This window comes from Enterovibrio calviensis DSM 14347 (assembly GCF_000621165.1).
In the GTDB taxonomy this organism is placed as follows: domain Bacteria; phylum Pseudomonadota; class Gammaproteobacteria; order Enterobacterales; family Vibrionaceae; genus Enterovibrio; species Enterovibrio calviensis.
In genome coordinates this window covers 1-12,869 of record NZ_JHZA01000028.1, presented here as the reverse complement: position 1 = coordinate 12,869, position 12,869 = coordinate 1, and the positions used below count along the sequence as shown (strand labels likewise).

10 protein-coding genes and 1 tRNA gene are annotated in these 12,869 nt (G+C 49.0%); 1 reads left to right on the top strand and 10 read right to left on the bottom strand.

The window, feature by feature from the left end:
* Window positions 1–246 precede the first annotated feature (246 nt).
* Window positions 247–1,482: a YbiU family protein gene (locus Q365_RS0117760; protein WP_028024613.1), complete on the top strand. Its 1,236-nt coding sequence runs from the start codon at window positions 247–249 to the stop codon at window positions 1,480–1,482.
* Between the two features lie 116 nt (window positions 1,483–1,598).
* Here the strand turns inward: Q365_RS0117760 and Q365_RS0117755 are convergent, their stop codons facing one another.
* From Q365_RS0117755 to Q365_RS0117710, 10 genes are all read right to left on the bottom strand, one after another.
* Complete coding sequence (locus Q365_RS0117755) at window positions 1,599–2,207, bottom strand: transglycosylase SLT domain-containing protein (RefSeq protein WP_028024612.1); 609 nt, start codon at window positions 2,205–2,207, stop codon at window positions 1,599–1,601.
* A gap of 101 nt (window positions 2,208–2,308) precedes the next feature.
* Window positions 2,309–3,862: a glutamate--cysteine ligase gene (gshA, locus tag Q365_RS0117750; RefSeq protein WP_028024611.1), complete on the bottom strand. Its 1,554-nt coding sequence runs from the start codon at window positions 3,860–3,862 to the stop codon at window positions 2,309–2,311.
* A 132-nt stretch (window positions 3,863–3,994) separates the two neighbouring features.
* Window positions 3,995–6,847: a M16 family metallopeptidase gene (locus tag Q365_RS0117745; RefSeq protein ID WP_028024610.1), complete on the bottom strand. Its 2,853-nt coding sequence runs from the start codon at window positions 6,845–6,847 to the stop codon at window positions 3,995–3,997.
* Between the two features lie 22 nt (window positions 6,848–6,869).
* Entirely contained in the window at window positions 6,870–7,307 is a 438-nt protein-coding gene (locus tag Q365_RS0117740; RefSeq protein WP_028024609.1) for a YqaA family protein, read from the bottom strand.
* Window positions 7,291–7,878, bottom strand: coding sequence for a beta-phosphoglucomutase family hydrolase (locus tag Q365_RS0117735; RefSeq protein ID WP_028024608.1), 588 nt, complete (start codon window positions 7,876–7,878; stop codon window positions 7,291–7,293). Before Q365_RS0117735 ends, Q365_RS0117740 begins: the two co-directional genes overlap by 17 nt.
* Complete coding sequence (locus Q365_RS0117730; RefSeq protein WP_028024607.1) at window positions 7,875–8,810, bottom strand: NADP-dependent oxidoreductase; 936 nt, start codon at window positions 8,808–8,810, stop codon at window positions 7,875–7,877. The genes Q365_RS0117735 and Q365_RS0117730 overlap by 4 nt, the downstream gene beginning before the upstream one ends.
* Before the next feature lie 123 nt (window positions 8,811–8,933).
* Entirely contained in the window at window positions 8,934–10,232 is a 1,299-nt protein-coding gene (locus tag Q365_RS0117725) for a sodium ion-translocating decarboxylase subunit beta (protein ID WP_028024606.1), read from the bottom strand.
* 16 nt (window positions 10,233–10,248) lie between these two features.
* Complete coding sequence (oadA, locus tag Q365_RS0117720) at window positions 10,249–12,042, bottom strand: sodium-extruding oxaloacetate decarboxylase subunit alpha (RefSeq protein ID WP_028024605.1); 1,794 nt, start codon at window positions 12,040–12,042, stop codon at window positions 10,249–10,251.
* 37 nt (window positions 12,043–12,079) lie between these two features.
* Complete coding sequence (locus tag Q365_RS0117715) at window positions 12,080–12,325, bottom strand: oxaloacetate decarboxylase subunit gamma (RefSeq protein ID WP_028024604.1); 246 nt, start codon at window positions 12,323–12,325, stop codon at window positions 12,080–12,082.
* Window positions 12,326–12,780: 455 nt separating this feature from the next.
* A tRNA-Arg gene (locus Q365_RS0117710) sits at window positions 12,781–12,857 on the bottom strand.
* Between the last annotated feature and the right edge of the window lie 12 nt (window positions 12,858–12,869).

Here is a 12,869-nt window from a genome sequence, read left to right as displayed (position 1 = left end):
ACAGGGGAAAGACCTCCGAATCATCCGTGTCACATCGATGAAAAAAGTTACCTTTCAATTACAAACACATGCGAACGACTTCACTCAATGATTGAAAAATAAACTGGAACGTTCCAATAAAGGTAGTATATTTGTGTAAATATGTTGCAAAAACGTTAATCAGAAGACCAAAAACAAGCGCTGAGTCACGTAGAGATATGAGCAAGTGTTAGGCGTTCATGGATGTAAGACAGAAAAGGAGGGCGTATGGCTCTTTCCACAGAGAATCTTCCCCAGCAAATCCGCAATTTCAAGCGCGAATTGAAAGCCCTGTGCCCCGATTACAAACGTCGATTCGAGGATGTTTCGCGTGCAATGGAAGCGGAAATTGCACGAATCAAGAAAGAAGAAGAGAGCGGCTCTGCCATACCACAGTTTGAATTTTCTGATATTGCTGACCAAGGGTTTAGCGAACAGCAACGCCAACAAGTGCATCAAGCCGGTTGCTGTATTGTCCGTAACACATTGCCAGAGAATGAAGTAACTGATCACAATAACGCGCTTTCTCGCTATATCATCGAGAATGGCTATTACGAACATACCCCTACCGTGGAAGACAATTACTTCAGCCAGCTTAAATCTGATAAGCCACAGATTTTTGGTATTTATTGGTCTCCCGCTCAGGTATGGGCTCGCCAGCATCCCAACATGGCTGTCGCACGCCGGCACTTGAATCGATTGTGGACATGGCAAGACGACGAGAAAACATATTTTAATCCGGATCAGGAAGCCAGTTACGCCGATCGTGTTCGGCGCAGGGAGCCCGGAGATGCGACCTTGGGGCTATCACCACACGTCGACTCCGGTTCAATTGAGCGCTGGATAGAGCCTCACTACAGAGAGGTTTACCATAATGTCTTGCTGGGTGACTGGCAGCAATATGATGCTTTCGATGGCGCCAATAGGGTGGAAGTTGAAGAATTCCCCTCTCCCGCCGTGTGCAGTGTTTTTCGCACGTTCCAAGGTTGGGTTGCTTTAACCCCACAGGGCAAAGGTGATGGGACTTTACAGGTTGTGCCTTCGACGCTCGCCATTCCGTATATGCTGCTTCGTGCTTTGCAAGATGACGTTCCTGAGGATGATTTATGCGGTGCAGCGCCCGGCCGCGCTCTTACTGTGTTTAAAGAATGGCATCCCTTGTTGTTTGAAGGCTTAGTGTCTGTTCCCAAAGTGCGTGCTGGCGACACCATGTGGTGGCACCCAGACACCATTCATGCCGTCGAAGACAAACACAATGGAGATGGCTATAGCAATGTGTTGTTTATTGGCGCAGCGCCGGATTGCGAGAAAAACCGCCTGTTTCTCGACAAGCAGAGACCGGCTTTTCTCAAGGGAGAAAGCTGTCCCGACTTCGCGCCCGAGCATCATGAGCGTACTTACCAAGGACGTGCAACCGAGTCAGATCTGACCGATCTAGGCCGACGCCAGATGGGGTTTGATTAATCCAAATGGGTATTCATGCGTTTGCTATCCGGCATGCCTAGCCAGTACAGCAGCGGCTAGCCGTTAAAAAACAAAAAGCGCCATCACGGCGCTTTCTGTTTTTCTGACTCAGCTGACTAAAACGGCCACCAGCTGCGGTTAGATTCCAATTCAGAGCGGCAGCTTTGTAACTGCCCACCATAGGTTTTTGCTTGTCTTTCGACTTTGCGCGCCACTTGCATCACCTTGGGTTTTGCTTTGTAAGAGCCACGCTTAAAACCGCCGCGTCCTTCGTGATACGCCAAGTATTGGTTATACGCATCCCACTTCGAGATACCTAACTGGCGCTGCGTTTCGCTGGTATACCAACCAATGAACTGCATGGCATCGCCAAAGTCCGTTCGTGATCCACCATTGTCCGTGGCTTTTTGATAGTCAGACCACGCGGGATCTTGCGCTTGCGCATAGCCATATGCGCTACTAACACGACCCCATGGGATCACCCAAAGCACGTAGTCCCTTGGCGGCAGTGCATCGTGAATGTAAGAGCTTTCTTGTTTCACGAAGGCCATGGCAATATGAATGGGGGTACCCCAATCATCTTCCATCTCAGCGGCGTCATCATACCAACCATCATATTGACGGAAGATACTGCAAATATTCTCAGGGCTTTTCGGTGGGGGATTGGCACAGCCCGTTAAAACTAATGAAGCGAGAAGTAAAATCCACTTAGGTGAAAAGTGCATAGTTGTCCTTAAGCGCTCGAACCATCTCAATAAAACGTTCAATCTACGGATAAAAAAATAGGCAGGGAAAGCCTGCCTATTTCTGGGTAACAGCTGTCACTCTATAGAGATACACTATCACCAAAATATTCAGCCAGATACTGATCGAAGCTAATAGCGTCGCCTTGCTCCACATCTTGCTGTTTTTTCATGCTGACGCGGCTTTCTTCGACTAGCTGGGATTCAGAGACAATGTGATATTCACCCTGCGAATACAGCTCAGCATTTTGCTTAGCAATGGCAAGACCAACCTTACCGATGCTTTGCTGTTCAATCACATCGCGCAGCAAACGCGCTGATAAGGTTTTCTCTGGATCATCAAACCACGAGACAAGTTCCTGACACACTTTCTGATAGTTTTCACCACCGTAAGCTTTGTCCATCACCACTGCGAGTTCACTCAAATCCGCGAAAACGCGACGTCCCCATTCTGCTTGAGTCAATTGCTCGCCTTCGCAACCAATTTGCAGTGTCAAACCAGGCTTTCGACCTTCTAGAACGACTTTGTTCCAATTTTCTCGCCAGCACTGAAGTTCGCAATCTGTCATGGCTTCAGAGTCGGACAGCGCACACCAAGTCACAAACAAGTCCAAGAAGTAAACCTGAGTGTCATCGATGCCGGTTGGGCTGAATGGATTGACGTCCAAGGAGCGAACTTCGATGTACTCAACACCGCCACGCTCAAGCGCTTCAGAAGGCTTTTCTCCGCTCTTAGCGACACGCTTTGGACGGATCGGTGCATACAGTTCGTTTTCGATTTGAAGCACATTGGCATTCAACTGGCGATAGCCCGATGCATCTTTCACACCTATCTTTGCGAAGTCTGCCGACGGTGTTCGAATCGCATCGCGGACGCCTTCAAGGTATTGGTCCAAACCATTGAAGCCGATTTTCAGCCCACTTTGTGCACTATTGGTGTAGCCCAAATCGCTCAGTCTTAATGACGTCGCATAAGGTAAATAGTTGGTTCCCTTACCTAACACAGTAAAGTCGAGGTTGGTTTTTGTTTGATCAATAAACGAGCCACACAGCGCTGGCGAAGCACCAAACAGGTATGGAATCATCCAACCAAAACGGTAGTAGTTTCGAATCAGACCAAAGTAGGCATCAGACACTGATTCCTGACGAGCATACGGCGCTTGATCGCCAAACATTGCCTGCCAAAAACTGTCTGGGAACGAAATATTGAAATGCACACCGGAGATAACCTGCATCACACTGCCGTAGCGATGCTTAAGCCCTTGACGATACAAGGTCTTCATTTTGCCCACGTTTGACGTGCCGTATTGCGCCAAAGTTATGTCGTCTTCATTTTCGACATAACATGGCATGGAAAGTGGCCACAGTGACTCACCATCCATTGCGCGGTAGGTAAAGCGGTGGATATCCTGCAACTGCGTCAGCATGTCAGGCACCGAGTAAGTCACTGGGGTAATAAACTCCAGCAGTTGCTCCGCAAAGTCGGTCGTGATCCATTGGTGCGTTAACGCTGAGCCTAACGCTATTGGATGGGCGGCAGATGACAATGTCCCTTCTGGCGTGATACGCAAAGCTTCACGCTCCACACCTCGTCCAATGCCCTTAAGCGCGTCGGGTTGTTCAGACAGCGCTGCCAACCTTTGAGAAAAACTATTCAAGGCTGTACTCGTTTATATGTTGAAAGCAGTAAGATGGCTAAGGATAATCACTCTCTCGAACAAAAGCCATCTCACTGTTTTACTGTTAGCTTATCTGCCTAAAAATTACGTTCAATTCTCAATCACTAAACGCTTTATCGGCAACCCTAATGTGGCCAGTGAAGGCGCCAGTTTATCCGCATCGCCTACCACTATTACCTGATAGTCTTGGGGATCAAACCACTTACTGGACAACGCATTTAGCGTCTGTTTATCCACCCCATCAATAATCGCCTTTTGAGTCGTCTTGTAGTCTGACGGCAATTCATGGCGCATGATGTTGGCAATAAGACCGGCCTTATCACTTGGCGTTTCATAACTCAGCGCATCTTTCTGACCTACCGCGAGACGCAAGAACGCAAGCTCATCGTCTGTCATACCCTGTAGGGACATTTCAGCCAGCTCATTTTGCATCTCAATCACGGTTTCCAAGGTGCTATCGGCACGCACTTGCGCTTGAAACACAATACGCCCTTTGTCTTGGTCGCCCACCACGTAGCCACTTGCTCCGTAAGTGTAGCCTTTGTCTTCACGAAGATTGAGGTTCAAACGTGAGTTAAAGTTACCGGCAAGGTTGAAGTTGGCCAGCTGAGTTTTGAACATCTCGCCCGTTGCGTCATAAGGCATCGCGTGACGAACCATTTGCACCACACTTTGTGGCGCATCCGGTTTATCGACCAACCAAATCTTAGGTTCTATCAATGGCTTCAAGGCCGCTTTAGCCGGAGCAGTGGCTTTTTTGCCTTTCCACTGGCTCAGTCCATTAATTTTCGAAAGCAGTGTTTGTTTATCAAGATCGCCAACCGCAATAAGTCTGGCGGTGTCTGGCGTGTAGTGATCCGCATAGAAGGCTTTCACGTCCTCTAACGTCAATTGCCCCAAGGTTTCAAACGTGCCTTCTGACGGCAATGCATGCCATGAGTCTTGATACAACACTTCACGACGAGCCTGACTTGCCTGCCACTGTGGCGTTTGATGACTAAACTGAATGCTCTCTAAAGCCTGCTTTTTCAGTCGATCGAAATCGGCCTGTTCAAAGCGCGGGTTAAACAGCATGTCGCCAGCAATCATTAGCGTTTCTTTTAGGTTTTTGGTCAATGAAGAAACGCTCACGGTGGTACTTCGACCAGACGCACTAATGCTGACACTCGACCCTAAACGATCTAGCTTGGCAGCTATATCTTCACTGGTTTGATTGAGCGTCCCCTCGGTGATCAAATCTGCCGTCAGTGATGCCAAACCGTTCTTCCCTTCTGGCTCCATCAAGGTTCCTGCAGGAATAATAAGGTGCATCGTCACTGTCGGTATTTCATTACTTTCAGCCCCAGTGATTGCAATGCCGTTACCCAGTTCAGAATGATACAAGGTCGGCACGTTCACGGTGACAGCGCCAGACGCCTTTGGAGCGACACTGCGATCAAACTTCTCAGGCGTTGTTTGTTGAGCAATCAACGCGGCGAGATCTTGTTCGTTGCTTGGTGAAGGTTTTGCCTCTTCACGCTTTGCGGTAAAGTTTTGTGGCTCGGCTTCCAGTGACAGCTTGCCCGCAGGAACGACAGACACCGTGACCGATGGCTGCTGCCATACAAACGTGGTTAACGCCTGCTCAACATCTTGGGTGCTCACATCACTGAGCTCTGCTAGCCACTTGGACAATCTGTCAGGCTCGCCGTAGAAGGTTTCATTTGATGCCAACTGAGAAACCTTGCCATGAACACTTTGTAAGCCGAAAACCGCGCCTGCTTCTGCACTGCCTTTGACTTGCTCAAGATCGTCTTGCTTGATGCCGCGTGCTTTCAGCGAATCCAGCACATTTAACACGTCTTGACGAACCGAGGTCAAATCTTGTCCTTGGTTACCCAGTACGTAGAGTTGGAAAGTACACGCGAGTTCAGCGCAATCTTGGTAAGCACTGGCGCTCAGGACTTTGCCCGGCTTAACCAGTTCTTGGTACAGCAAACTGTTACGCCCCTGCCCTAGAACCGAGGCCAGCATATCCAGCGCTACAGTCGATTCCGCATCGGGATATTGCGTCGGCCAGCTCATGACCAACATGGGTTGTTGGATCTTATCTTCAAGCGTCACAAAGCGATCGCTATCGAGGGTCACTGGCCACTTGTCCGCTGCAACAACGTCTGCTCCGCGCGGAATATCACCAAAATACTTGTTCACCCATGCCAGTGTCTGTTCTACATCTATGTCGCCGCCAATGGTTAGCGTGGCATTGTTCGGCCCATACCAGCGCAAGAAGAAGGCTTTGAGATCATCCACATCAACACGGTTTAAATCTTCGACATAGCCAATCGTCGGCCAGCTGTAAGGGTGTGTCGGCGGATATAACGCGGCAGACAAGGTTTCGCGAACCAATCCATAAGGACGGTTATCAAAATTCTGAGCGCGTTCGTTCTTTACCGTATCACGCTGAATTTCGAATTTGCGCTGGGACACGGCCTCTAGCAGAAAACCCATGCGATCCGATTCAAGCCAAAGCATTTTCTCTAGCTCGTTCGCAGGCACGGTTTCGTAATAGTTAGTTCGGTCGCGATTGGTGGTGCCATTCACACTGCCACCAGACTCAGTGACGTATTTGAAGTGCTGCTGGTCGCCCACATGCTTGGATCCTTGAAACATCATGTGCTCGAAGAAATGCGCAAACCCAGATTTTCCAGGCTCTTCACGGGCAGAACCCACATGATAAGTGACGTCAACATGCACTAAAGGATCGGAATCGTCAGGGTGCAGTAAGACAGTTAGACCATTATCGAGTTGATATTTTTGGTAAGGGATGGATGGTTGCCCATGGGTTTGGGTTTCGTTTTTCTCAATGAGAGTTACGCCCATAGGAAGAACTGGTTCAGGTGATGTCGAATAGACACCGCACCCAGACAGCGCAAATACCGCTGCCGTAAGGATAAAATAACGCACACACTATCCTTTCAAATAGAAATCAAACTAAAAACAGGCCCCGTGTCACCAGCGCCAATATCATGTATCTAAGGGCTTTCCCCGTCGCAATCAATAACCAACACCAATGCTGTTTTAACCGCAGCCAACCGGCAGCTAAGCAAAGGGGGTCACCAATCAATGGCAGCCAACTTAACAGCAAGGTCCAATAACCGTAGCGTTGCAGCCAGCCAATGGCTTTTTGACCATGCTTTTGCTCTAGGGTTCGCGCAGGAATGAATCGACCAATGAAATAGTTCGTCATGCCACCTAAGGTATTACCCAAAGTGGCAACGAGCACTAAAACACCAAGGCTAAATTGCGATTCTTTAAGGAGAAAAATCAGGTTGGCTTCCGAACCACCTGGAAGCAATGTCGCGCTGAGAAATCCGGTGGAAAAGAGCACCCACAGCGCGGAGTCGCCACTAATCCAACCCAACATCTGTCACCCGAACATCAATGACATCCATGCCAGCCGCTTTTGCAGCATCAAAACCAAATACCGCATCTTCAAACACTAAACATTTCTTGGGGTCGACACCAAGCAACTCGGCACAACGAAGAAATGTATCAGGGGACGGTTTGTGTGCGCCAACTTGGTCAGCGCCAACCACATGATCGAACAGATCGAGAATCCCGGCCTTTTCCATCATGCGAGAGGCAAGCTCTGTCAGTGTTCCCGTGCCCACTGCCATTGGGATCTTTCCTGAAAAATGACGGGCCACCTCGGTAAACGGCAAGATAGTCAGGTGATTTTCTAACAAGGAAGAAAAGCACTGTGTCTTATGATCTGCAAGCACCTGAGCATCAACGTCTAAGTTGAGTTGTTCAATCAAAGAACGCGCCGTGAGAATCGTTGGGCTGCCACCGCGAGTGTGATACCACTCTTCAGAAACATGGAAACCAAAATCTGCCGCGGTTTGTTGCCACGCCGCATAATGACCAGGCATGGAATCCAACAAGGTTCCATCTAGGTCAAATATCAATCCTTCATAGCCGTCATACCGACTCATTCAGGCATCTCCAAAAGTAATTTACCGCGCGTGCGGCCAGTTTGAATATCAATATGGGCTTGTACGCCATCTTCAAGCGAATACGTTTTTGCGATTTCAACACGCACCTTTCCATCATTCACCATGGTCAACAAGGCATCCATCTGCTCAGGATTTGGCACCACCAGCATCCCTTTCACATCAATACCCATTGGCTTTGCCGCATCGATAATGCGATCGGCAGTAATGGTCGGTACGGTGACCACGCGGCCATTTTTAGCAACGGATTTGAGTGCGGCTTCGCCAACATCACCACCCACGAGGTCAATCAATACATCGACATCAGTCACTTGCGTTTCAAGCGCAGAAGCTGCGTAATCTAAGGCTGTCGCACCTAAGCCGCTGACAAAGCCGATATTAGCTGCTGAACAACTCGCATAGACACTCGCACCTTGCGCTTTTGCGAGTTGAATAGCGATATGTCCCACACCGCCAGCCCCCGCCAATATCAGGACTTTCTCGCCAGCTTGAAGCGCGGCTAATTCCAACGCCTGCCACGCCGTCAATCCTGCAACAGGAAGAGATGCAGCCGCTTCAAATGACACATCATCAGGAATGCGAGACAGTGCATCCGCACTGGCACACAAATACTGACCGTAGCCGCCGCCTTCGACAATTCTTCCTGCCACACGATCGCCGGCTTTAAATGTCCCAGAGTCTTTGACCACAACACCGGCAGCATCGAAGCCAGGCACCCAAGGTAGGATATCTTTTATCTTTTCAGCGCCCCAGCCCAAGCCAGCACGTGTTTTTGCATCAACAGGGTTAACGCCAGCAAATGCCACTTTGATGAGAACTTGCCCATCTTGCGGATCAGGAATATCAGTGTGTTGGAGTTGCAGCGTTTCAGGTCCGCCAAACGCGGTAATGGCCAGTTGCAGGTTCTGAGGCATATGTCGTCCTTAATACGTGTGATGTCCTTTGCTCAGTTTCAATAAAAAAGGCGGAAGACACAATGCCTTCCGCCTTTATTTCATCAGTTTGTTGTATTGCTTGGTGCAGCGACTAAACCCGCTTTAACCTACAAGCGCCAACAGCACACCCGCAGCAACGGCAGAACCCAATACGCCAGCAACGTTAGGGCCCATCGCATGCATCAACAAGAAGTTATGTGGGTTAGCATCTAAGCCCACCTTGTTAACCACTCGCGCTGCCATTGGCACTGCAGAAACACCAGCGGCACCAATCAGCGGGTTGATATTGTCTTTGCTGTATTTGTTCAGCAATTTCGCCATCAATACGCCAGCGGCAGTACCAATACTAAATGCGACCGCGCCCAACACAAGAATACCCAAGGTCTCTATGTGCAAGAACTGCTCCGCTTGAAGCTTGGAGCCGACAGACAATCCCAAGAAGATGGTGACGATGTTGATAAGCTCATTCTGTGCAGTATTTGATAGACGATCTACCACACCACATTCGCGCATCAGGTTACCCAGACAGAACATACCGACCAACGGTGTTGCCGATGGTAAGAAGATAATCGCCATGACTAGAACGGCCAGAGGGAAGATGATCTTTTCGGTTTTCGAGACGTGGCGTAGCTGCTTCATCTCAATCTTACGTTCTTCTTCCGAAGTAAACAGCTTCATGATCGGTGGCTGAATGATCGGCACCAATGCCATGTAACTGTATGCTGCAACCGCAATGGCACCCAGCAAATCCGGAGATAGCTTACTCGCAAGGAAGATGGCTGTAGGGCCGTCAGCGCCACCAATGATGGCAATCGAAGCCGCATCGGCGAGCGAGAACTCCATACCAGGAATCAGGTTCAGTAGAATCGCACCAAACAGTGTTGCGAAGATACCAAACTGCGCCGCTGCGCCTAGCCACAATGTGCGAGGGTTAGCGATAAGCGCACCAAAGTCCGTCATTGCGCCCACACCCATAAAGATGAGAAGCGGTGCAATACCCGACGCAATCGCCACGCTGTAGAAGGAGTAGAGTGTACCGTCAGAGAACTTAGCAGCATGAGCCGCTTCATCGAGCTCTTTCAGTTGATGGAGGTTCGCACCGTCCATCGCCACTTTAATCACTTCTGGATTCGCGTCGCCAAGGCCAAGAATACGGGCAAACTCCCACATCACATCCGGGCTCGCTGCGTACAAGGCATTTTGAATCGCGTTGTTTGCCAAGCCCACTTCGGGAATATTGGCAAGAATGGCACCAAAACCTATCGGCAATAGCAGCAGTGGTTCAAAACCTTTGCGGATGGCTAAAAACAGCAGCATGCACCCAACAAAGATCATGACCAATTGGCCAATCTGGAAATTGGCAAGGCCAGTGCCTTGCCAGAGGATTAACAAACCTTCCATGTTTTCCTCTATCCCCTTACGCTAGGTTCATCAATGGTGAACCAACGGTAACTGAGTCACCTTCTTTCACCATCACATCTTGAATCACACCAGAACGAATTGCGCGAACTTCAGTTTCCATCTTCATCGCTTCAAGAATGATCAACACATCACCTTCTTGAACTTGGCTGCCTTGCTTGGCAATCACTTTAAAGATATTACCCGCAAGCGGCGCTGCCACGGCTTCAGCCGTACCTGCGGTTGGCGCTTGTGCGACAGGAGCAGATTGTGATGAAGCAGTTGGGGTGACAGAGGTCAGCTCGCCTTGAGGGCCAACAACCACATCAAACACCTGACCATTCACTTGAACGCTGTAAGCTTCTGTGTCGCCAGCTGCTGCAGGCGCTGATGCTGAAGCGGCAGTTGGCGCAATATCTTTTTCACTGCCTGGGACAGGTTCGAATGCGTCAGGGTTACCGCGGTTTTTAAGGAACTTCAGGCCGACTTGTGGGAACAAGGCGTAGGTCAACACATCATCGATTTGTGCCTCAGCGAGCAAAATGCCGTCTTCTTTCGATTTAGCAATAAGCTCATCGGTTAACGAGTGAAGTTCAGCTTCCAGTAAATCTGCTGGGCGGCATGTGATTGGTTCAGCACCATCCAATACGCGCGCTTGCAGTTCTGCATCAACCTTTGATGGTGCTGCACCGTACTCGCCTTTCAGAATACCTGCAGTTTCTTTGGTAATGCTCTTGTAGCGCTCGCCCGTCAATACGTTGATGACGGCTTGCGTTCCAACAATTTGCGACGTTGGCGTAACCAAAGGAATGAAGCCAAGATCTTTACGAACTCGTGGGATTTCCTCCAACACTTCGTCCATGCGATCAGCAGCACCCTGCTCTTTCAACTGACCTTCCATGTTTGTCAGCATGCCACCCGGCACTTGAGCAATCAGAATGCGAGAATCTACACCCTTGAGCTGGCCTTCAAACTTGGCGTATTTTTTACGCACTTCACGGAAGTACGCGGCAATAGGTTCGATCTTATCAAGCTGCAAACCGGTGTCGCGCTCAGTGCCTTGCAGCATCGCAACAACCGTTTCTGTTGGGGTGTGACCGTAGGTGGAGCTCATCGAAGAGATCGCGGTATCAAGGATATCGAGACCCGCTTCAGCGGCTTTCACTGCCGTCGCTGTAGAAAGACCGGTGGTCGCATGACAATGCAGTGCCAGCGGAATATCACAAGACGCCTTAATGCGCTTAATAAGCTCTTCAGCTTCATAAGGACGAAGCAGGCCTGACATGTCTTTGATACACAGTGAGTGACAACCCAAGTCTTCAAGACGCTTGGCGAGATCAGTCCATGTATCGAGTGTGTGGTGAGGGCTAGTGGTGTAAGACAATGTGCCTTGTGCGTGTGCACCAACATCAACTGCCGACTTCACGGCTTTTTCAAAGTTACGCACATCGTTCATCGCATCAAAGATACGGAAAACATCCATGCCATTTGCATGTGCACGTTCAACAAATTTTTCTACAACGTCATCAGCGTAATGGCGATAACCTAAAAGATTCTGACCACGTAGTAGCATTTGCATCGGTGTTTTCGGCATGGCTTTTTTCAGCTCACGCAAACGAACCCATGGGTCTTCACCAAGGAAACGGATACACGCATCAAACGTCGCCCCACCCCATGTTTCGAGAGACCAGTAACCGACATCATCAAGCGCCGCAGCGATGGGTAACATGTCATCAAGACGCATACGTGTCGCAAACAGCGACTGGTGAGCATCACGCAAAACGACATCTGTAATAGCGAGTGGCTTAGACATACGACATAACTCCTTGTAATTGTATGTTTCGCATCAGCTAGCGCTGGCGACTACGATATTTATGCACCGCTGCAGAAATCGCAGCGATAGTGTCCCCAGAAATTTGACCATTATTATTTTGATTAGGTGTGGTGGTCGAAGTTACCTGAGGCGGCAACTCTTCGGGGACGAGACGAGACATCAAATTGACCAAAGCGATCAAAATGGTGAGAAAGACGAAAACCACAGCCATGCCTGTAAACATCAGCGTAGCGGCTTGCTCGAGTGTGCTTCCCAAATCCATAGGTGTTTTCCTTCCATTTAACCAATTGGCTAACCAGCCAGTCAGCAACAACCATTCTCTGAATGTGACTTACATTTTGTTGAGAATTTACTTATTCAGTTAAGTAGTTGGTCAAAATACTAACAAATCACAATAATGACAATCCTGTAATACCTAACATTTCTGCCATTTTCGGCCTCTGACGCAATAAATACACTCAAATGTTGCCATATTGTTAAAAACAAACGCGATTCGAGCGGGTGACTTTGTTGTCAAAATTGACACGATAAAAGCACTAGCTTCAGAGGGTTAATAGCGTATTTCAGCCATAAATAGCCAAGACATGCCAGAAAGCATCAAAAATGAATAATGGGCGTTGTGAATAAAAGATTTAACAATTGAGAATTTGAGAAATTAGTCAAAAAAAATGAATTGAAATTCAAATGTGTAGTGCGGGAAGTAAAACGAAGATGAAATGGTGCGCGTGGGAGGATTCGAACCTCCGACCGCCTGGTTCGTAGCCAGGTACTCTATCCAGCTGAGCTACACGCGCATTTTCGGTATT